This is a genomic window from Nonomuraea deserti, from assembly GCF_004348685.1.
GTDB classification, from domain to species: domain Bacteria; phylum Actinomycetota; class Actinomycetes; order Streptosporangiales; family Streptosporangiaceae; genus Nonomuraea; species Nonomuraea deserti.
Window position 1 is genome coordinate 1 of record NZ_SMKO01000202.1, and the last position, 19,728, is coordinate 19,728.

Sequence of the window (19,728 nt, forward strand, 5' to 3'; positions counted from 1 at the left end):
CCGCGCTGGCGTTCCTGCACGCGGAGTTGCGGCCCGGCATCGACTACCTGCTCGGCCTGCTCGGGTTCGGCGAGCTGGTCGGGAACGCGCGGCTGGTGATCACGGGTGAGGGGTCGCTGGACGAGCAGTCGCTGCGCGGCAAGGCGCCGATCGGCGTGGCCCAGGCCGCGGCCAGGGCGGGGGTCCCCGTCGTCGCCGTCTGCGGCCGCCGTACCCTCTCCGACGCCGAGCTGAAGGCGGCGGGCATCGAGGCCGCCTACGCCCTGACCGACCTGGAGCCCGACCAGGACCGCTGCATGGCCGAGGCGGGCCCGCTGCTCGAACGCCTCGCCGCCCGGCTCGCCGCCGACCGTCTCCGGGGAGGCGCCGGATGACCGGGTTCGACCTCGTCGTACGATCCCGCAGGACCGTCACCCCCGAGGGCGAGCGGGCGGCCGCGGTGGCCGTGCGCGGGGAGAAGATCGTCGCCCTGTACGACCACGCGGCACCGCTCGACGCCGCCGAGGACATCGACCTGCGCGACCTGGCCCTGCTCCCCGGCCTGGTCGACACGCACGTGCACGTCAACGAGCCGGGACGCACACACTGGGAGGGGTTCGCCTCGGCGACCCGGGCGGCCGCCGCCGGAGGCGTCACCACGATCCTGGACATGCCGCTCAACTCGCTTCCGCCCACCGTGAACGTCGGGGCCTTCGAGGCCAAGCTGCGTGCCGCCGCCGGCCAGTGCCAGGTGGACGTCGGGTTCTGGGGCGGAGCGGTGCCGGGCAACGTCAAGGAGCTGGCGCCGCTGCGCGAGCGCGGTGTCCACGGCTTCAAGTGCTTCATGTCGCCGTCGGGTGTGGAGGAGTTCCCGCCGCTCAGCGTCTCCGAGGCGCGGCGGGCTCTGGTGGTGATCGCCGGGTTCGGCGGGGTGATGGTGGTGCACGCCGAGGATCCGGCGCTGCTCGGCGAGCCGTCCGGCCCGACGTACCGGGAGTTCCTGGACTCGCGGCCGGACAAGGCGGAACGCAGCGCCGTCGAGCAGGTCGTCCGGCTGGCCGGGGAGACCGGGGCCAGGGTTCACATCCTGCACGTCTCCAGCGCCGCCTGCCTGGACGTCCTGGAGGAGGCCCAGGCCCGCGGCGCGGCCGTCACGGCGGAGACCTGCCCGCACTACCTGACGCTGGCCGCCGAGCAGGTGCCCGACGGGGAGACCGCGTACAAGTGCTGCCCGCCCATCCGCTCGGAGGCCAACCGCGACCTGCTGTGGGACGGTCTGAGGAGAGGCGTGCTGAGCTGTGTCGTGTCGGACCACTCGCCGTCGCCCGCCGAGCTGAAGGCGCCCGACTTCGCCGCCGCCTGGGGCGGCATCGCCTCGCTCCAGCTCGGGCTGCGCGCGGTCTGGACGGAGGCGTCGCGCAGGGGGTTCGGGCTGGCGGACGTGGTCCGCTGGATGTCGGCCAACCCCGCCGCGCTGGCAGAAATATCGGGAAAAGGAAGCATCAAGCCGGGCAATGATGCCGACCTGGTGGCCTTCGACCCCGTCGCCACCGGCCCGGTCGACGCCGCCCTCCTGCACCACAGGCACCCCGTCACCCCCTACCACGGCCGCACCCTCAAGGGCGCCGTCCTGACCACCTGGCTGCGCGGCCGGCCGGTGGACGGCGAGCCCTGCGGACGGCTCCTGTTGGGAGAGCAGTAGATGTCACACTCCGACACCCCGCCCGGCCCGAACCTGCCCGACCTCGCCCTACCCGATCTTGCTGGGCGCACCCTCGGCGGCTCCGTGGTGGCGGCGAGCGACGAGTCGTTCGCCGAGAAGGAGAGCCTGATCAGGACGGGTCGGCCGGGCTTCCAGGCGGAGACCTTCGGCAACAAGGGGCAGGTGTACGACGGGTGGGAGACCCGGCGCAGGCGCGAGCCGGGCCACGACTGGGCCCTCGTCCGCCTGGGCGTTCCCGGCGTCATCCGCGCCGTGGTGATCGACACGGCCTGGTTCAAGGGCAACTACCCGCCGTACGCCTCCGTCGAGGCCGCCGCCGTCGACGGCCACCCGTCCCCGGACGAGCTGCTGGCCGCCCCATGGAACGAGATCGTGCCGAAGGCCGGGCTGAAGGGCGACGCGGAACACCGGTTCCAGGTCGCCGACGAGACCCGCTACACGCACGTCCGCCTGAACATCCACCCCGACGGGGGCGTCGCCCGCCTGCGCGTGCACGGCGAGGCCCGCCCCGACCTGTCCGTCTACGACGGCCTCGGCCTCGACCTGGCCGCCCTGGCGAACGGCGGCCTCGTCACCGCCTGCTCCGACGACTTCTACTCCGCCCCCAACAACGTCATCGCCCCCGGCCTGGCCCGCCACCAGGCGGAGGGCTGGGAGACCGCGCGCCGCCGGGACGAGGGCAACGACTGGCTGGTGATCCGGCTGGCCGGCCGTGGCGTCGTCAAGCTGGCCGAGATCGACACCACGAACCTTCTGTTCAACGCGCCCGGCGCGGTCGCGCTCACCGGGATCGACGGGGAGCGCGAGGCCGTGCTGCTGCCCAGGACCAGGCTCCAGCCCGACACCCCGCACCGCTTCAGGCTGCACCACCCCGGCCCGGTCACCCACGTCAGGGTCGACATCTACCCGGACGGCGGTCTGGCCAGGGTCCGCCTCCACGGCCACCTGTCCTGACCGCGCCCGGGGCCGGTGGGGCCCGGCACTCACTGCCAGAGGTAGACCGTGCTCCCCGACGGGCGCTCGCTGTTGGGCAGCGGCCGCTGGTATTTCACCACGCCGGCGTTGACCAGCCGCTGCACCCGTACCTGGAAGCCGAGCGCCTGTAACTCGTTCTTGGCGTCCTTGATCTCCTTGCCGAGCACCCCCGGCACCACGCTGAAGTGCCGGTCGTCGCGGGCCTCGCCGTCGCGGCCGCCGAACCAGTCCCAGAAGTCCGTCTGGCAGCGCGCCACCGTGATCATGACCTGGGCGCCCTTGTCGACCTCTGTCTTCGCCTTGGGCTCCTGGGCGATGACCGTGCACGGCTCGGCGTCGTCGTCGACCTCGTTGACCTGCACCTGGAAGCCCTGCCCGCCGAGATGGGCGGCGGCCTCGTCCTTCGGCATGCCGCCCACGTCGGGCATGACCAGCCCGGCGCTGACGAAGATGTCGACCTTGGCGCCTTCCTTCACCTTCTCGCCGACCTGCGGCGAGGTGCGGATCACCTTGTCGCGCTCGACCTCCTCGTTGGCCAGGCGTTTGACCGAGTCGACGGTCAGCCCCGCGTCGGCGAGGGCCACGCGGGCGTCGTTCTCCGTCCTGCCGGCCACGTTGGGCACGATGACGCGCTTGGGGCCGAGCGAGGGCACCAGCGTGATCGTGTCGCCGTTGTCGAGCTCGGTCTCGGCCACCGGGTCGGTCCGCAGGACCAGGCCGGCGGCCACCTTCTCGTCGTGCCTGCCGTCGGCCTTGCGGACCACGAGGCCGAGCGCGGCGGCGTTCCTCTCGGCGATCGCCATGTCCTTCCCGACCAGATCGGGGACGATGACGGGGTCGGACTGGGAGAAGTACCAGCCGGTCAGCCCCACCGCGACCGCCATCACGGCGGCCAGCGTCACCAGGAACCAGTTGGGCCGGAACGAGCTCCGTTGCGGCACCTCCGCCCGCGGCTGGATCAGCGTGTGCCCGGGAGCGGCCTGCGGGCGCGACCGCGCGGCGGAGCCGGTGCCCTGCCGGTGGCTGTGCGGCGGCACCGGGCCGCTCGCGGGCCGGCCGGTCGTCCGCGGCAACATGCGGTGCGCGTCGACGGCCGCCACCAGCATCGCGGTGGCGTCGGCGGGACGGTCGCCGGGCTCGCGGGCCGTCGCGTGCGCCACGAGCGTGTCGATCAGCGGCGGCACGTCGTGGACGAACGACGACGGCGCCGGCACGGTGTCATGGACGTGCCGGTAGGCCACCGACATCGGCGTCTCGCCGTCGTACGGCTGCTGCCCGGTCACCAGCTCGAACAGCATGATGCCGGCTGCGTAGACGTCGCTGCGCACGTCGGCGCCGCCCGTGGTGACCTGCTCGGGCGACATGTAGCCGATCGTGCCGATCATCACGCCGGTGCGGGTCTGGTTGGTCGCCTCGATGGCCCTGGCCAGGCCGAAGTCGACGACCTTGACCCGGCCGTCGTCGGTCATGAGAACGTTTTCCGGCTTCACGTCGCGGTGGACCAGGCCCGCCTGGTGGGCCGCGCCGAGCGCGGCCAGCACCGGGATCATGATCTCGAGCGCCTCGCGGGCCGGCAGCCGGTCGCGGTCGCGCAGGATGTCGCGCAGCGTCCGGCCGGGCACGTATTCCATCGACAGGTAGACCACGTCGGTGTCGGTGCCCTGGTCGAAAACGTGCACTATGTTGGGATGGGAGAGGCTGGCCACCGACTTGGCCTCGCCGATGAACCTCCGCACGAACGCCGGGTCCTCGGCGAGTGAGCGGTGCATGACCTTCAGCGCGACCGTCCGGTCGAGCCGGATGTCCAGCGCGAGGTAGACGGTCGCCATACCGCCCCGGGCGATCCGGCTCTCGATGCGATAGCGCCCATCGAGGAGCCGCCCGACCAGGGGGTCCGCAGTCGTCGTGTCCACCCCGCTGAGTTTACGGGCGTTTTGCCACTGACAGGGCCCGGCCGCCCGAAACCGATGCGGAGACGTTCTCGTTCGCACGTCCTCCGTCCCGCGGAAGCGGACATAGCCTCACCGGTGTCACGCCCTTACCGGTCGGCCGCGCGCCCGCGTCCCCGGGTCCCGGCACGAGCCCGGAGACCTCGGAGGCGAACCATCCCTCCCACCGCGGCGGTCCGGGCGTGTCGTCCCGCGGCCCGCCTCCCTCACGCGGTCGGCCGGACGTGTCAGTCACCGGGGCCGACGATGGTGCTCCGGCGACCGCGCGCGCCGTCCGCGCGCGGTCGCCGTGGGTGAGGGGCTACGGGGTCATCGGGGAGGAGGCTTCGGCGTAGCGGCGGCGGGGGATGCGCCCCGCCTGGCGGGCCAGGCGCCCGGCCGTCACGGCCTCCCGCATGGCCGTGGCCATGAGGTCGGGCCGCTGCGCCCGGGTGACCGCCGTGGCCAGCAGGACGGCGTCGCAGCCCAGCTCCATCGCCAGGGCCGCGTCGCTGGCCGTGCCGATGCCCGCGTCGAGGATGACCGGCACGGACGCGGCCTCCACGATCAGCTCGATGTTGTGCGGGTTGCGGATGCCCAGGCCGGAGCCGATCGGCGCGCCCAGCGGCATGACGGCCGCGCAGCCCGCCTGCTCCAGGCGCCGCGCCAGCGCCGGATCGTCGCCGATGTACGGCAGCACCACGAACCCGTCGGCCACCAGCCGCTCGGCCGCGTCGAACGTCTCGATCGGGTCGGGCAGCAGCGTGCGCTCGTCGGCGATGACCTCCAGCTTGACCCAGGGCGTGCCGAGCGCCTCCCTGGCCAGCCGCGCCGTCAGCACGGCCTCGCCCGCGGTGAAGCAGCCCGCGGTGTTGGGGAGCACCTCGATGTCCCGCCTGCGCAGCAGGTCGAGGACGGAGCCGCGGGCGTCCGGGTCGAGCCGCCGCATGGCGACCGTGGTCATCTCGGTGCCGGACGCGGCCAGCGCCTGGTCGAGCACCTCGAGCGAGGGGGCACCGCCGGTGCCCATGATGAGCCGGGACGAGAACTTCTCCCCGGCGATGATCAGATCATCCACCTTGCACCGCCGTCAGAACCTCCACGCGGTCGCTGTCGCTGAGCGCCGTCGTCTCCCAGGCGCTGCGCGTGACCACCTCGTCGTTCACGGCCACGGCCACTCCGGTGGTGGCCGCGGTCAACGTGCTCACGGCCTGCGCCACGGTCGTGCCGTCGATCACCTCGTGCGCGGTCCCATTGATCATCACAATCATGAAGTCTCCTGAAACCTTTCTGGCGAGCACAGCGCCGCCAGCTCGCCCTCCTCGCCCAGCAGGATGGCCGTCGTCAACGGGGCCAGCAGCACGCCGCCCCGATGGTGCCCGGTGGCCAGCGTGAGCCCGGGCGTGCCGCTCGGGCCGATGACGGGCAGGTTGTCCGGCGTCCCGGGGCGCAGCCCGGCCACCACGTCGGCCACCTCCAGCTCGGTGACGCCCGGCACCAGCTCCCGGGCGTCGCGCAGCAGCTCGTAGAGCCCGCCGGCCGTCACCCTGGTGTCGAACCCCATCTCCTCCTGGGTGGCGCCGACGACCAGCTCACCGTCGCCCCTGGGGACCAGGTAGACGGACGAGCCGTGCACGGTGCCGCGTACGCACCGGCCGAGCAAGGGCTGGGCGGAGCTCAACCGCATGATCTGCCCCTTGACCGGCCGCACCGGCACCCCGGCCAGCCCGGCGCTCCACGCCCCGGCCGCCAGGATCACCCGCTCGGCCCGCAGCTGCCGCGGCACGCCGCCATCGGCCACGGCGGGGGCCGGGACGTCCGGGGGCGCGAGGCGTACCCCTGTGACCTTGCCGTCGTCGCGCAGGAACCCGCTCACGCGCGCCCGCACCAGCGGGACGCGCAGCCGGTCGAGGGCGGCGAGCAGCGCCGCCGTCACGCGGCGCGGATCGACCCAGGCGTCGCCGGGAGCCAGCAGGCCGCCGCGCACGGCGGGGGCCAGCATGGGCTCGAGACGCCGGCACTCGCGCCCGGTCAGCCGCTCCACCGGCAGCTGCAGCTTCTCCATGAACGCGGCCAGCTCGTCCAGCGCCGCCAGGTCGTCGGCGCCGAACGCGACGTCCAGCGTCCCGTTCGTACGGAAATCGAGCGCGGCCGCCCCGGAGAGCCCGGCGTCCTCGGCCAGTTCGGCGGCGAAGGACGGCCAGCGGCGCAGCGCGGCCATCCCCAGCCGCAGCAGCGGCGCCTCGGTGTAGGTCACCTCGCTGACCGGAGCCAGCATCCCCGCGGCCGCGTGGGAGGCCCCAGAGGCGGGAGCCGGGTCGGCCACGGTGACCGGCCTGCCGGAGCGGGCCAGCCGCCAGGCGACCGACAGCCCGACGATCCCGCCGCCTACGATCACGTCCACATGCGCTCCCTTCGCCGGCATGACCCGGATCAGGTGTCTTGCGGTCGAAGGCCCGGTCAAGCCTTCCTCTCAGCCCGGTAACGGCCGGACTCCCGCGCGTCTTACCCTCACCAGCCTACGGCCTCGGTGTCACGCCCGGACACGGCCCCCGTTATGGTCATCAACGTGAACCACGTCGTCGTCGTCGGAGCAGGACTGGCCGGGTTGCGCACCGTGGAGGCTCTGCGCTCACGGGGCTTCACCGGCCGCGTCACCATGGTCGGCAGGGAACGCCATCGCCCCTACGACCGCCCGCCCCTGTCCAAGGCCGTGCTGTCAGGGGAGGCCGACGACAGCTACGTCGGCGCCGACCTGGCCGCGCTCGACGTCGAGTTCTGGCCCGGCGTCAGCGCCAAGTCGCTGCGCAAGGGGGTCGTGGAGACGACCGAGGGCGAGCTGGGCTACGACGGCCTGGTCATCGCCACCGGAGCCGACCCGATCAGGCTTCCCGGCGACGGCCCCCAGCACGTGCTGCGCACCCTCGACGACGCCCACGAGCTCAGGGCCATGCTCGTCCCCGGCGCCCGTGTCGCGATCATCGGAGCCGGCTGGATCGGCGCCGAGGTCGCCACCGCCGCCCGCCGGGCCGGGTGCGCGGTTACGGTGATCGAGGCCGGCCCCGCGCCGCTCGCCACCGCCGTCGGCGCCGAGATCGGCGCGCGCACCGTGCCCTGGTACGACGGCATCGACCTGCGGCTCGGCGCCATGGTCGACTCCGTGGACGAGGGCGGCGTGCGGCTGGTGGGCGGCGCGTTCGTCGATGCCCACGTGGTCGTCACCGGCATCGGCGTGCGCCCCGCCGTCGAGTGGCTCGCCGACGCCGACATCGACCTGCACAACGGCGTCGTCACCGACGAGCATCTGCGCGCCTCGCTGCCCGGCGTCGTCGCCGTCGGCGACTGCGCCGCCTGGTGGTCGCGCCGCTGGCAGACCCGGCTCCGCGTCGAACACTGGGACTCCGCGCTCAACGCGCCCGACGTCGCCGCCGCGACGCTGCTCGGCGAGGACGCCGTCTACGATCCCGTGCCGTACTTCTGGTCGGAGCAGTTCGGGCACATGGTGCAGTACGCCGGCCACCACCCCGCCGGCGAACGCCTCGTCCACCGCGGCGGCACGGAGGGTGGCGACACGGAGGGAAAGGCGGGTCAGGAGGGAAAATGGTCGGCCGTCTGGCTCACCGCCGACGACGCCCTCGCCGCGGTGCTCGCCGTCGACCGGCCGCGAGACCTCGTACAGGGCCGCAGAATCATCGCCTCCGGCCAACGCATCGATGCCAAACGCCTGGTAGATCCCGAAGTGTCCCTACGAGATTGTGTTGTTTGAGCAAGCGCGCCATGTGGTAGTTGTGGTTTCGTGACACTTTCTGTTGCACAGATCGACCGGGAGACCGAGCAGCTCGTGGACGAGTGGCTCACGCTCCCCGAAGTGGCCTCACGCCTCGACCTTCCGCTGGGGCGGGCCAAGCAACTCCTCAAGGACCACAAGCTGCTCGGCGTACGCAGGGGCAGCGGCGGGCCTCAGGTGCCCGCGGTGTTCCTCGACGGAAAAGACGTGATGAAGGGCCTGCCCGGCACGCTGACCGTGTTGCAGGACGCCGGCTACGACGACGTCGAGTCGCTGCGCTGGCTCTTCACCCCGGACGAGTCCCTGCCGGGGTCGCCCATCGAGGCGATCCGGGCCGGCCGTCACACTGAGGTCAAGCGGCGTGCCCAAGCCCTCGCTTTCTGAGGCCCGCCTCTATCTCTGCACCGACGGCCGCCGCGACCGCGGCGACCTGGCAGAGTTCCTCGACTCCGTGCTGGCCGGCGGCGTGGACATCATCCAGCTGCGGGAGAAGGGCTTGGAGGCCCGCGAAGAACTCGCGCTCCTCGAGATCTTCCGCGACGCCTGCGACCGGCACGGCAAACTCCTGGCCGTCAACGACCGGGCGGACATCGCCTACGCCGCCCGGCCCGACGTGCTCCACCTGGGGCAGGACGACCTTCCAGTGACGGTCGCGCGAGAGATACTCGGCGACGACATCGTCATCGGAAGGTCCACCCACTCCGCTGCCGAGGCGTCCGCCGCGGCCGTGGAGGAGGGCGTCGACTACTTCTGCTGCGGCCCCATCTGGCCCACCCCGACCAAACCCGGCCGCCCGGCGCCCGGACCGCCGCTGCTCAGGCACGCGGCAGCGCTCGGCGCCTCGCGGCCGTGGTTCGGGATAGGCGGCATCGACCTCGCCAACCTCGACGAGGTCATGTCGTACGGTGCCGGCCGGGTGGTCGTCGTACGCGCGATCACCGACGCGGACGATCCGGGGGCGGCGGCGGCCGAGTTCGCCAAACGCCTGCAGGCCCCCTGACCGACCCGTTTCAGCCGTGCGGAGGCGCCCCGCCCGGGCGCCTCCCACCGGCCACGGTTGTCACGGCACGCGCGCGTCCCGCCCGGCACCCCTTGGGGCGTGCGCGCAGCCTCAGGTCTTGCGGGACGTGGCGGCGATGGCGAGCTCGGTCAGGGCGGAGCGGGCCTCGGCCGTCACCGGCGACTCGTCGAGGGCGGACAGCGCTTCGCCCATGTAGTCGCCGATCAGATCCTCGCACTCCCGCAACGCGCCCGTGTCCTCGATGATCCCCCGCAGCGTCGCCACCCCGGACTCGTCCAGCCCGGGGTCGCCGAGCAGCCGCCGGACGTTCTGCGCGGCCCCGGGGGACGCGGCCGCCAGCGTGCGGGCCACGAGCATCGTCCGCTTGCCCTCGCGCAGGTCGTCGCCCGCGGGCTTGCCCGTCTGCGCAGGGTCGCCGAACACCCCGAGGATGTCGTCCCTGAGCTGGAAGGCGATCCCCACGCGGGTGCCGTAGCCGGTGCACAGCTCGTCCATCCAGGGCGCGCGCTTCTCGCCGGCGAGCACCAGCCCGAGCCTGAGCGGCTGCTCCACCGAGTACTTGCCGCTCTTGAACAGCGCCACCCGCAGCGCCGACTCGAACGTGTTCTCCCCGTTGGCCTGCTCCAGCAGGTCGAGGTACTGGCCGCACATCAGCTCGGTGCGCATGTGGTCGTGCACCGGCTGGGCCGCCTCCAGGGACGCGGGCGGCAGGCCGCTGGTGCGCCACATCTCGCCCGACCAGATGAGCAGCAGGTTGCCGAGCAGGATCGCCGCCCCCTCGCCGAACTGCTGCGCCGACCCCTGCCAGCGGGACTGCTCGTGCATGGACTCGAAGCGGCGGTGCGCGGCCGGCATCCCCCTGCGCAGGTCGCTCTTGTCCATCACGTCGTCGTGGACGAGCGCGCTGGCCTGCAGCAGCTCCAGCGAGGCGGCGGCGGTGAAGATCTCGGGGACGTCGGTGCCGCCCGCACCGCGCCAGCCCCAGTAGCAGAACGCCGGGCGCAGCCGCTTGCCTCCCGACAGCAACGCGTCGGCGGCCGTGCGCAGCGGGGCGAAGGCGGCATCGCCCCCGGCCGGCAGCTTCCGTTCGACGAACTCTCCGAGGGAGCGCTCCACCTGCGGGCGCAGGACGTCCATGCGGGCGGCGTCAGTGGTCATGACACTGAGACTAATGGCCGGGCGCGGCCGGCCGGATCTCCAGGTGTCTCCCGGGCCACCGGTCTGCCGCGTCACTGTAGCCTGGTGACCATGGCGCTTGGTCGACCTTCCTTCTTCCCCGAACGTGTTCCCACCGTCCGCGACATGCTCGCCGGCGGCGGGCGGTCGTTCTCCTTCGAGTTCTTCCCGCCGAAGACCGACGAGGGCGAGCGATTGTTGTGGCGGGCGATCAGGGAGCTCGAGTCGCTGCGGCCGACGTTCGTGTCGGTGACCTACGGCGCGGGCGGCTCCACCCGCGACCGCACGGTCGACATCGTGGAGCGCATCGCCCACGACACCACGCTCACACCCGTGGCGCACTTCACGGCGGTCAACCACTCCGTCCGCGAGCTGCGCCACCTCGTGGGGCGCTTCGCCGACGCCGGGGTGCGCAACATCCTGGCCGTCCGGGGCGATCCCCCCGGCGACCCGACGGCCGAGTGGGTGCCGCACCCCGAGGGCGTGCTCTACGCCGAAGACCTGGTGCGGCTGATCAGGCAGGCGGGCGACTTCTGCGTGGGCGTGGCCGCCTTCCCCTACAAGCACCCGCGCTCGCCGTCCATCGAGTCCGACACCGACTACTTCGTCCGCAAGTGCCGGGCGGGCGCCGACTACGCGATCACGCAGATGTTCTTCGAGGCCGACGACTACCTGCGGCTGCGCGATCGGGTGGCGGCCCAGGGGTGTGACACGCCGATCATCCCGTGCATCATGCCGGTGACGCAGATGAGCACGATCGCGCGCTCGGAGCAGCTGTCCGGGGCGCCGTTCCCGCCCCGCCTGGCGGCGCGCTTCGAGGCGGTCAAGGACGATCCCGCCGCGGTGCGGCGGCTGGGCATCGAGCACGGCGCCGAGCTGTGCCAGCGGCTGCTCGACGAGGGCGCGCCGGGGATCCACTTCATCACGTTCAACCGCTCCAGCGCCACGCGCGAGGTGTTCCAGAGGCTGTCCGGAGTGCGCCTGTCCGCCTGACGCGCCACGTTCCACTGCTCCGGTGCCATGCGCGAGGCGTTCCAAGGACTGTCCGGGGTGCGGCTGTCCGCGCTGATGTGGTGCTGGAGTGGGCTGTCCGCCTGACGCGGCGCCGGAGGGCGGCGGTCCGCCTGACGCGGCTCTCCGCCCGGCACGGCGGTCATCCGTTACGGCACGGCCGGCGGCACGCCACCCGCCGGCCGGGGCCGGCGGCCTCCAGGGAGACGCCCGCTGACCCGCGCGGGGCGGGCCGCCGTCACGGCGCGGCGCGGGCCGGACACGTGGTTCGAGGCGCGGGCCGGTCAGCGAGGACCACGGGGAAGGCCCGCCACCCGCCCGCAGGGGGACCGGGCGGGTGACGGGCGGGGGACGGTAGCCGGTGAGTAAAGGGTCGGTTACTTTCTGTCATGGATGATTCCCTCGGCCATGCGCGGTAAACCCACAGGTCACGTCGTCATCAAGGTTTTCCCTGCTACCGGAGACTCCGTGCCGCGGGCCGGCGGAGGGCGCGGGAGGGCCGGCCCGAAGGGGTTCGCCGGGCTGTCCCGCCGTGACGGTCAGGGGAGGGGCAGGGGGCGGCCGGCGATCGCGTACTCCTCGTGGCCGCCGGGGAAGACGAACCTCGTCAGCAGATCGGTGAAGCCCATGCTCGCGTAGAGGTGGCGGGCGGCCGTCGGCCGGTCGTGCGTGGACAGGACGGCCGAGCGTTCCGGCCGGCCGGCGCAGAGTGTCCTGATCATGGCCCGGCCGACGCCCTTGCCCTGGTAGTCGGGGTGGACGTGGATCTCGGCCAGCTCGAACGCGAATCCGAGCCACGCGTTGGCCGCCTCCGGGCCCATCTCGTCACGCAGGGCCCGGAGGACCACGTCATGCCACCATTGCCCCGGCGCGCCCCGGAATCCGTACGCGAAACCCACGATTTGGGGTTCGGAAGTGGGTAGCTGTGGGGATGAATCACGCAATTCAGCGAAATAACACTGAAAATGGGGATATGTCCCATGATTTCGCATGATGGTCTTGCGGCCGGCGATCTGGTCCGCGGGCGGGTTCATCGCGGCCGTGTAGATGCGGATCACCGTCTCCAGCCGTTCGGCGAACCCGGCGGGACCCACCCCGCGAAACTCGATCACCCGTCGCACACTACTCGACGTCCACAGGGGTGCCCGCGGTCATCCGCACCAACTCGTCGAACGTGGTCGGGAACACCGTCAGCGGATGCCCGCCGGCCGCCCACACCACCTCGTGCTTGCTCAGCCAGTTGTCCACCAGCGTCGGCACGGGCGCCGGATGCCCGACCGGGGCGACCCCGCCGATCGGCTGGCCGGTGGCGGCCCTGACGAACTCCGGCGACGCGCGGCGTACCCGCTGGACACCCGCCGTGCGGGCGATCAGCTCGACGTCGACCCGGTGCGCGCCGCTCGTCAGCACCAGCAGGGGCCCGCCGTCCGCGTCGAAGATCAGGCTGTTGGCGATGGCCCCGACCTCGCACCCGATCTGCGCCGCGGCGGTCGCGGCGGTGGGGGCCTTCTCCGGCAGAACGACGATCTCGCCGGTCACCCCGAGCCGGCGAAGCGCTGATTCCACAATGACGGCATTGGCCGGCAACTTCTCAGACATGGACACACTCTAAACAGGATGACTGCTTGATTACCGATTCATGGTGAGTGGTGTAAGGTCCACTGATCCGTTCGTTACTGGGGTGAGAGGTGGTACAGGTGGGGGCTCGACGGCTACCCGGGGTAGCTGCTCTCCTGACGGCCGGCGCCGTCATCGTCTCGGGATGCGGCACGCCGGCGCCGCAACGTACGCACGCGTCGTCACCAGTGCTGACGCCGGCGACGACCACCACGACACCGGCGACGGCGGGCGGGCCGGCCGCCGCCGTCCCCGCCGCGACCGTCACCGCGCCGCGCAAGACGCTCAAGCTCGGCGCCAAGGGCAAGGCCGTCACCTGGATGCAGGAGCGCCTGACCGAGCTGGGCTACCGCCCGGGCAAGGTGGACGGGAAGTACGGCGGCACGACGCTGGCGGCCGTGTGGGCGTTCCAGAAGGTCAACGGCATCAAGCCGACCAGCACCGTCGCCAGGCGCACCTGGGAGGCGCTGGAGACGCCGAGGGCCCCGAGAGTCCTGGCCAGGAACGGCAAGCCGACCCGCGCCGAGGTCGACCTGACCAAGCAGATCATGGTCATGTACGTCAAGGGCGAGGCCAAGCTCATCACCCACGTGTCGTCCGGCAGCGGCGTCGCCTACTGCGAGACTGCCATGTGGCAGGGCAAGCAGCAGCGTTTCTGCGGCTCGGCCACGACGCCGACCGGCAACTACCGGACGACGTGGCGCGCCAGCGGTTGGCACAAGTCCTATCTGGGCCAGCTGTACAACCCGATCTTCTTCAACGGCGGCATCGCCTTCCACGGGGCGCTGTCCGTGCCGCTCCACCCGGCCTCGCACGGCTGCGTACGCATGCCGATGAACGTTGCCGAGGTGCTTCCCGACATGCTCGGCAAGGGCGTGCCGGTGCACGTGCGCGGTCGCTTCAAGCGCGCCTGACCCCGCCCCCGCCGCCGGCTCGGACACCGACGCAACGGCCGCCCGGCGGGGCGAACCCGGGCTGGGCCTAATCGGCGGCGTCCCAGCGTGCGCGGGCCTCCTCGATGGCGTCCTTGTGCTCGCGCGACCAGCCGGCCAGGCGCTCGACGGCCTCGGCGAGGCTGCGGCCCATCGGCGTCAGCCGGTATTCGACCTGCGGCGGGATCGTCGCGTACGCGGTCCGCTCGACCAGCCCGTCACGGCACAGCCGCCGCGTGGTCAGCGTCAGCATGCGCTGGGAGATGCCGGGGATCGCCCGGTGCAGCTCCCTGAAGCGCCGCACCCCCTTGCTCAGCTCGACCATCACCAGAACCGTCCACTTGTCGCCGATGCGGTCGAGCACGTCGCGGATCCCGCAGTCGTCGTCCCCGCACGGGCCGTGGACCTGGGAGGTTACCTCCGTGTGCGCGACTGACATGAGAGTGCCTCCTTACGGCGGGCGCCGGACCGCGCCCATGCTGGGTCCGTCCGCGATCCACATTAGGGGTTCTGATGATTCTTGTTACGGGTGTGTCAGGGGCGCTGGCCGGTGCGATCCTCGGCGGGCTGCGGGCCGTCGACGGGCTGGAAGCGGCCGGGGCCAGCAGCTCGGGCCACGGCGCCGCGGTGCGGCACGCCGACTTCGACCGCCCCGAGACGCTGGACGATGCGTTCGCGGGCGTGGACGTGCTGGTCTTCGTCTCGGCCGGGTACGCCGAGGACGACGTCGTGCTGGCCCGCCACGGCGTCGTGGTGCGGGCGGCGGCCGGAGCGGGCGTCAAGCACGTGATCTACACCAGCCTGGCCGCGTCGGGCGAGCACCTGACGATCGCGCTCGCGCACCGGTGGACCGAGGCGCGGCTGGCCGGGGCGCCCTTCGACGTCACCGTGCTGCGCAACGGCCTGTACGCCGAGATCCCGGCCGGGCTGGCGCTCGCGGGTGCCGCCGCGGCGGCGGAGAGCGGGGTGTTCGCGGCGCCGCTCGGGCAGGGGCGGATGCCGGTGGTGGCCCGCGATGACCTGGCCGCCGCGGCCGTGCGCGTGGCGGCCGAGGCGTGGCACGATATCGCCACGGGCGCGCCCCGGCGGCACGCGGGCAGGACGTACGAGCTGGAGGGCGTCGCGGCGGTCGGCGGTGACGATCTCGCCCAGGTGCTCGCCGGGGTACTCGGGCGGCCGGTCGAGTATCGCACCGTGCCGCTGGGAGACGTGCGGCCGCTGCTGGCGGGGCTGGAGGCGTATCAGGCGGGGCACACGCTCTCGACCTTCTCCAACGTCAACGCCGGCCTGCTCGAGGCCCGGCACAGCGACCTGCCCGCGTTCGTGCAGCCGCGTCCGGTGCGCGATCTGATCGCGGCGGAGGTGAGAGCCGGGATACGGAGCTGAGCAGGGCCCCCTACGCGGTGCTCCGCTCGCCGGCCCTGGCCACGCGCCGGCCCGTCGAGGCCGCCATCGCCAGCCCGGCCGTCTGCGCCAGCCCTGCCGCGAGCACGATGAACGCCGTGCCCGCCTGCCAGCCCGGCACCCCTGAGGCGAAGTCAGGGGAGTCGTACAGGCCCGCCAGGAGGCGTACCGGGTTGATCAGCGCGACGAGGAACGCGAGCGCGTACGGGACGATGAGGACGCCCGAGAGCACCAGGAGCAGCGTGCGGCCCCGGCCACGCCGCCGCAGCAGCACGCCGATGACGACGTAGGCGACCGCCACGACCCCCACGAACAGGGCGGTCCACCAGGTCAGCCGCCAGGTGTCCGCGCCCAGTGCCGTCATCTCGCCGGCGCCGGCCGGGCCGCCCTCCCATTCGGGGCCGGTGATCTGCGCCCGCACCGCCGCCCGGATGGCCGCGTGGTTGGCGGCCGCGTACGCCGCCGCCAGGACCGGCCCCAGCGCCAGCAGGACCAGATCGATGGGCCGCCGCCGGCGGCTTTCCGCCATGCGCTCTCCTCTCCCGCCTCAGCGGGGACAGCCTCTCAGAAGCCGTGTGCGAGGTGCTAGCCGAGCGAGCGCATCCCGGCCAGCGCGACGTCGGCCGCCCGGCGGGCGGTGTCCCAGATCTCCTCCAGCGACCGGTTGTGCTCCAGGTTGGCGATCACCGCGAGCTTCACCGACCCGAACAGCGCGCCCACCGCCGCCGCGGCCTCGATCAGGCTCAGCTCGTCGGCGTACGTCTCGTGCAGCGTCCGCGCCAGCGCGAGCTGGGTGTCGAACAGCACCGTCAGCGCCCGCGCCTGCAGCGTCGGTTCGGTCAGGATGAGCCGCAGCCGCAGCTCGGCGTCCTCGAAGGTGAGCTCCTCCTGCGCGCTCGACCAGGCGAGGCTGTTGTCGATGAGACGGGCCAGCAGGTCGGCCGGGGACATCCCGGGCTCCGCGCGGGCCAGCATGGACTTCGCCAGCTCCATGCGCTCGTTGGTGTCGTAGAAGACCACGTCATCCTTGCTCGCGAAGTAGCTGAAGAACGTGCGCGTCGACACGTCGGCCCCAGCGGCGATCTCCGCCAGCGTGGTCTCCTCGAAACCCTTCTCGACGAACAGCTGGAGCGCCGACTCGATCAGCGCCCGGCGCGTGCGCTGCTTCTTGCGCTCCCGCAATCCCACCATGCCGGAACTATACTGCACGCTCTTATTGTTTTCATCGGTTGAAATTTTGCAACCGATGAGGTTTTCTGGAGAGGTCGCTCGGAAAGGAGCACAGACATGTCCGACTTCACCCTGCCCATGACCAGGCAGCGTCCGTTCGACCCGCCAAACGAGGTCGCGGAGCTGCGGCAACAGGCCTCGATGCACCGCATGACGTACGCCGACGGCCACGTCGGCTGGCTGGTGACCGGCTACGCGGAAGCCCGTGCGGTGCTGGCCCACCCCGGCTTCAGCAACCGGCCGGAGAAGATGCACGCGCCGATCCCCAGCAGGCTCGACCTGGTCGGGGAGCGCAGGGATCGCGGGGTGCCGCGCGGGTTCTTCCTGCGCACGGACGCGCCCGAGCACACGCGCTACCGCAAGCAGCTCACCGGGCAGTTCACCGTACGCAGGATGAAGGCTCTCGAGTCGAGGATCACCGAGATCACCAACGCCTGCCTGGACGACATGGCCGCCGCCGGCGGCACCGTGGACCTCGTCCAGGCGTTCGCGCTGCCGATCCCGTCGCTGGTGATCTGCGAGCTGCTCGGGGTGCCGTACGAGGATCGTGCGCAGTTCCAGGAGGACTCCAAGATCCTGGTCAACCTGGAGACCAAGGCCGACGACGTGCTGGCGGCGCTCGGGCGGGTCTCGGCCTACCTGCACGGGTTGATCCAGCGCAAGCGCAAGGAGCCGGCCGACGACCTGCTGAGCGGGCTCATCGAGAGCGGGGAGCTCGACGACGAGGAGCTCACGGGGGTGGCGTTCCTGCTGCTGGTGGCCGGGCACGAGACGACCGCCAACATGCTGGGCCTGGGGACGTACGCGCTGCTCACCAACCCCGACCAGCTCGCCGCCATGCGCGACGACCCGTCCGTGGTGGACAACGGCGTCGAGGAACTCCTGCGCTACCTCACCATCATCCACCTCGGCCCGTTCAGGCTCGCGACGGAAGACGTCGAGATCTCGGGCAACCTCATCAAGGAGGGGGAGATGGTCGGCGTCCACCTGCCTGTCGTCAACCGCGATCCCTCCCGATTCCCCGGCGGCGAGCACCTCGACGTCACCCGCCCCGCCGGCGGTCACATGACCTTCGGCCACGGCATCCACCAGTGCCTCGGCCAGCAGCTGGCGCGGGGCGAGATGCGCATCGCCTACCCTGCGCTCCTGCGTCGCTTCCCTGCCCTACGCTTGGCGGTAACGCCCGAGGAGGTGCCGATGCGCTCGGACATGACCATCTATGGAGTGCACCGCCTCCCTGTCACTTGGTAGGTCATCATGGAGATCAAGGCAGACACCACGGTGTGCATCGGTGCCGGCATGTGCGCACTGACGGCACCGGAGGTGTTCGACCAGAGCGAGGACGAAGGCACGGTGGTGCTGTTGCGTCAGACGCCGCCGGACGGGCAGGAGGAGGTCGTGCGGCGCGCCGTGACCCTCTGTCCCTCCGGGGCGATCTCCGCCTCCTGACAGCCTCCTGGCCCTCCTGAGCGTCGTCTCGACGCCCTCTGGACCCGAGCCGCCGCCGCGTGAGCATCCGCGGCGGCGGCTGCCTTCGTCGTACGGGCTTTCCCTCGTGCGTTCCCCGCCGCTCCGGCGGCGAGCCGGTCGGTTTCGTTCATGGTCATCGAACCTGTGTTCGTGGATGCGGTTGACACCGAACGTGATCGAAATTATGTTCGATCCAGTGACGATGAGGCTCGCGGCTCAGCGTCACCTGGGCCTGGCCGCGGGTTGTTCGCTTTTCCTGGCGATCCCCGCGGCCAGGCTCCACGGGCGAAGGGCACGTCCTCGTCGTCGGCGGAGACGAGCGGGCGTGTCCTGGCCGGACGGGGAGAGGGGAAGCTCCTCGTCCGGCCGGCCCGGCGGAAATGTCGGTGGCGTCTGCGAGTGTTGACTCCACCGGCGGAACGCCGGCCGCCCGCCCACGACTCCAAAGGAGGCGCGCAAGATGGCACCACGGCCTAGAGAAACGCCCGGGCCCCGGCTGTCGGCTGCGGTTCGGGCACACCTGACCGATTCACGTTCCTGCCTGGCGGAGGCGACCGGCGCTCGCACCCCGGCATCCCGATATGTGGCCGCCCACCTCGCCGCCCTCAGGGCGGCGGCGGCGATCCTGGCCGCCCGCCCGCGGCCCATGGAGGGCCGCAGGCGCCGCCTGCGCAGCGCATGGGAGCTGCTGCCCGAGGCCGAGCCGCACCTGGCCGAGTGGGCCGCCTACTTCGCGGCGAGCGCCGCCAAGCGGGCCGCCGCCGAGGCGGGCATGGTCCGCGGGATCAGCGCGGCCGACGCCGACGAGATCCTGGCCGAGGCGGAGACCTTCGTCTGCACCATCGAAGACCTGCTCGGCGTTCCCAGCCAGCCTCAGCTCCCCGTGGACGTCCCCCTGGCAGGCTGACGCTCCCGCACCCATACGCCCTTCCGAGAGGGTTCCACCGACCGATCGGGTGCGGCGTGAACCGGGTCCTCCCGGTGGCTCTGGCCAGGGCTGCCCGTGTGCTTCTCGGGCCTTGCCGAAGGGCCCCAGCCAGGCGCCCTCGCGAGAGGCCTCCGCCGGTGCCCTTGCGAGAGGCCGCTCCATGGTCTCGGCACGGCCGGAGCTTTCGAGAGGCCTCAGGCCTTTCCTGCGCCTCCCCGGGCTCGTCAGGGCCACAGGGGGCCCTTCGCGTGTTTCCAGGCCTTTCCGGACGCCCTCAGCCGGGCCTTCCGCGTGGTCCCGGGCCTTCCAGCCCTTCGGGCGTCTCCGGGCCTTTCAGTCCTTCGGGCGTCTCCTGGCCTTTCGGATGGTCTCAGCCGGACCCTCCGCATGTTCTCAGGATCGGCGGATGGTGCTCCCCCAGATGGATGGCTGTGGCCTCGGGCGCCCGAGCGGCGCGATGGCTGTGGCCTGGGGGCGCGGCGGAACTCGGCGGACTCCAGGTCCGGCCGGTGATGAGGTGGGACGTCAACGGCGGGGAGGGAGCGGG

22 protein-coding genes and 1 riboswitch are annotated in these 19,728 nt (G+C 72.1%); of the genes, 12 read left to right on the top strand and 10 right to left on the bottom strand.

Annotation, left to right across the window (positions count from 1 at the left end):
* The 3 genes from E1292_RS42130 to alc all read left to right on the top strand — a co-directional run.
* Positions 1–374, top strand: a 374-nt coding sequence (locus E1292_RS42130; protein WP_165975017.1) for a glycerate kinase, incomplete at its 5' end; no start/stop codon positions are given.
* Positions 371–1,681 (top strand): allantoinase AllB, encoded by a 1,311-nt coding sequence (allB, locus tag E1292_RS42135; RefSeq protein ID WP_132604953.1) that lies wholly within the window; start codon positions 371–373, stop codon positions 1,679–1,681. The genes E1292_RS42130 and allB, both read left to right, overlap by 4 nt.
* Positions 1,682–2,656 carry an allantoicase gene (gene alc, locus E1292_RS42140; protein WP_132604955.1) on the top strand — a complete coding sequence of 325 codons (975 nt, stop codon included), beginning with the start codon at positions 1,682–1,684 and terminating at the stop codon, positions 2,654–2,656. It begins immediately after the preceding gene.
* 29 nt (positions 2,657–2,685) lie between these two features.
* On the opposite strand, the gene pknB is transcribed toward alc, so the two are convergent.
* From pknB to thiO, 4 genes are all read right to left on the bottom strand, one after another.
* On the bottom strand, positions 2,686–4,590 hold the full coding sequence (gene pknB, locus E1292_RS42145; protein ID WP_132604957.1) for a Stk1 family PASTA domain-containing Ser/Thr kinase: 1,905 nt from the start codon (positions 4,588–4,590) through the stop codon (positions 2,686–2,688).
* A 337-nt stretch (positions 4,591–4,927) separates the two neighbouring features.
* The gene (locus tag E1292_RS42150; RefSeq protein WP_132604958.1) at positions 4,928–5,683 is read right to left on the bottom strand and encodes a thiazole synthase; all 756 of its coding nucleotides are present in this window, start codon (positions 5,681–5,683) and stop codon (positions 4,928–4,930) included.
* Positions 5,676–5,876 (bottom strand): sulfur carrier protein ThiS, encoded by a 201-nt coding sequence (thiS, locus tag E1292_RS42155; RefSeq protein WP_132510617.1) that lies wholly within the window; start codon positions 5,874–5,876, stop codon positions 5,676–5,678. The genes E1292_RS42150 and thiS overlap by 8 nt, the downstream gene beginning before the upstream one ends.
* Complete coding sequence (thiO, locus tag E1292_RS42160) at positions 5,873–7,009, bottom strand: glycine oxidase ThiO (protein WP_132604960.1); 1,137 nt, start codon at positions 7,007–7,009, stop codon at positions 5,873–5,875. The genes thiS and thiO overlap by 4 nt, the downstream gene beginning before the upstream one ends.
* Positions 6,999–7,115, bottom strand: a riboswitch (TPP riboswitch). (Overlaps the previous gene by 11 nt.)
* Positions 7,116–7,174: 59 nt before the next feature.
* On the opposite strand from thiO, the gene E1292_RS42165 reads away from it, so the two are divergent.
* The 3 genes from E1292_RS42165 to thiE are packed head-to-tail and all read left to right on the top strand — an operon-like array spanning position 7,175 to position 9,392.
* On the top strand, positions 7,175–8,371 hold the full coding sequence (locus E1292_RS42165) for an NAD(P)/FAD-dependent oxidoreductase (protein WP_246090708.1): 1,197 nt from the start codon (positions 7,175–7,177) through the stop codon (positions 8,369–8,371).
* Positions 8,372–8,401: 30 nt separating this feature from the next.
* Positions 8,402–8,776, top strand: coding sequence for an Rv2175c family DNA-binding protein (locus tag E1292_RS42170; RefSeq protein ID WP_132510611.1), 375 nt, complete (start codon positions 8,402–8,404; stop codon positions 8,774–8,776).
* Complete coding sequence (thiE, locus tag E1292_RS42175; protein WP_132604964.1) at positions 8,754–9,392, top strand: thiamine phosphate synthase; 639 nt, start codon at positions 8,754–8,756, stop codon at positions 9,390–9,392. The genes E1292_RS42170 and thiE overlap by 23 nt, the downstream gene beginning before the upstream one ends.
* A gap of 111 nt (positions 9,393–9,503) precedes the next feature.
* On the opposite strand, the gene E1292_RS42180 is transcribed toward thiE, so the two are convergent.
* Positions 9,504–10,571 carry a polyprenyl synthetase family protein gene (locus E1292_RS42180; protein ID WP_165975019.1) on the bottom strand — a complete coding sequence of 356 codons (1,068 nt, stop codon included), beginning with the start codon at positions 10,569–10,571 and terminating at the stop codon, positions 9,504–9,506.
* Between the two features lie 90 nt (positions 10,572–10,661).
* Between E1292_RS42180 and metF the strand changes: the two genes are divergently transcribed.
* Entirely contained in the window at positions 10,662–11,582 is a 921-nt protein-coding gene (gene metF, locus E1292_RS42185) for a methylenetetrahydrofolate reductase [NAD(P)H] (protein ID WP_132604966.1), read from the top strand.
* Positions 11,583–12,139: 557 nt separating this feature from the next.
* On the opposite strand, the gene E1292_RS42190 is transcribed toward metF, so the two are convergent.
* Together E1292_RS42190 and E1292_RS42195 are read right to left on the bottom strand one after the other, a co-directional pair.
* Positions 12,140–12,448 (bottom strand): GNAT family N-acetyltransferase, encoded by a 309-nt coding sequence (locus E1292_RS42190; protein WP_342775766.1) that lies wholly within the window; start codon positions 12,446–12,448, stop codon positions 12,140–12,142.
* A 274-nt stretch (positions 12,449–12,722) separates the two neighbouring features.
* The gene (locus tag E1292_RS42195; protein ID WP_132604970.1) at positions 12,723–13,199 is read right to left on the bottom strand and encodes a YbaK/EbsC family protein; all 477 of its coding nucleotides are present in this window, start codon (positions 13,197–13,199) and stop codon (positions 12,723–12,725) included.
* Between the two features lie 206 nt (positions 13,200–13,405).
* Here E1292_RS42195 and E1292_RS42200 point away from each other — a divergent pair, with 206 nt between their 5' ends.
* Entirely contained in the window at positions 13,406–14,131 is a 726-nt protein-coding gene (locus E1292_RS42200; protein WP_246090709.1) for a L,D-transpeptidase family protein, read from the top strand.
* 67 nt (positions 14,132–14,198) lie between these two features.
* On the opposite strand, the gene E1292_RS42205 is transcribed toward E1292_RS42200, so the two are convergent.
* Positions 14,199–14,588, bottom strand: a complete 390-nt coding sequence (locus E1292_RS42205) for a winged helix-turn-helix transcriptional regulator (RefSeq protein ID WP_132604974.1) — start codon at positions 14,586–14,588, stop codon at positions 14,199–14,201.
* 74 nt (positions 14,589–14,662) lie between these two features.
* On the opposite strand from E1292_RS42205, the gene E1292_RS42210 reads away from it, so the two are divergent.
* Complete coding sequence (locus E1292_RS42210) at positions 14,663–15,535, top strand: NmrA family NAD(P)-binding protein (RefSeq protein ID WP_132604976.1); 873 nt, start codon at positions 14,663–14,665, stop codon at positions 15,533–15,535.
* A gap of 10 nt (positions 15,536–15,545) precedes the next feature.
* Here E1292_RS42210 and E1292_RS42215 read toward each other — a convergent pair whose 3' ends face one another.
* Positions 15,546–16,082, bottom strand: a complete 537-nt coding sequence (locus E1292_RS42215; protein ID WP_132604978.1) for a hypothetical protein — start codon at positions 16,080–16,082, stop codon at positions 15,546–15,548.
* A 56-nt stretch (positions 16,083–16,138) separates the two neighbouring features.
* Positions 16,139–16,744: a TetR/AcrR family transcriptional regulator gene (locus E1292_RS42220; protein ID WP_132604980.1), complete on the bottom strand. Its 606-nt coding sequence runs from the start codon at positions 16,742–16,744 to the stop codon at positions 16,139–16,141.
* Between the two features lie 96 nt (positions 16,745–16,840).
* Between E1292_RS42220 and E1292_RS42225 the strand changes: the two genes are divergently transcribed.
* From E1292_RS42225 to E1292_RS42235, 3 genes are all read left to right on the top strand, one after another.
* Positions 16,841–18,034: a cytochrome P450 gene (locus tag E1292_RS42225; protein WP_132604982.1), complete on the top strand. Its 1,194-nt coding sequence runs from the start codon at positions 16,841–16,843 to the stop codon at positions 18,032–18,034.
* A gap of 6 nt (positions 18,035–18,040) precedes the next feature.
* Positions 18,041–18,232, top strand: a complete 192-nt coding sequence (locus E1292_RS42230; RefSeq protein ID WP_132604984.1) for a ferredoxin — start codon at positions 18,041–18,043, stop codon at positions 18,230–18,232.
* A 481-nt stretch (positions 18,233–18,713) separates the two neighbouring features.
* Complete coding sequence (locus E1292_RS42235) at positions 18,714–19,160, top strand: SAV_6107 family HEPN domain-containing protein (RefSeq protein WP_132604986.1); 447 nt, start codon at positions 18,714–18,716, stop codon at positions 19,158–19,160.
* The last annotated feature ends 568 nt before the right edge of the window (positions 19,161–19,728 follow it).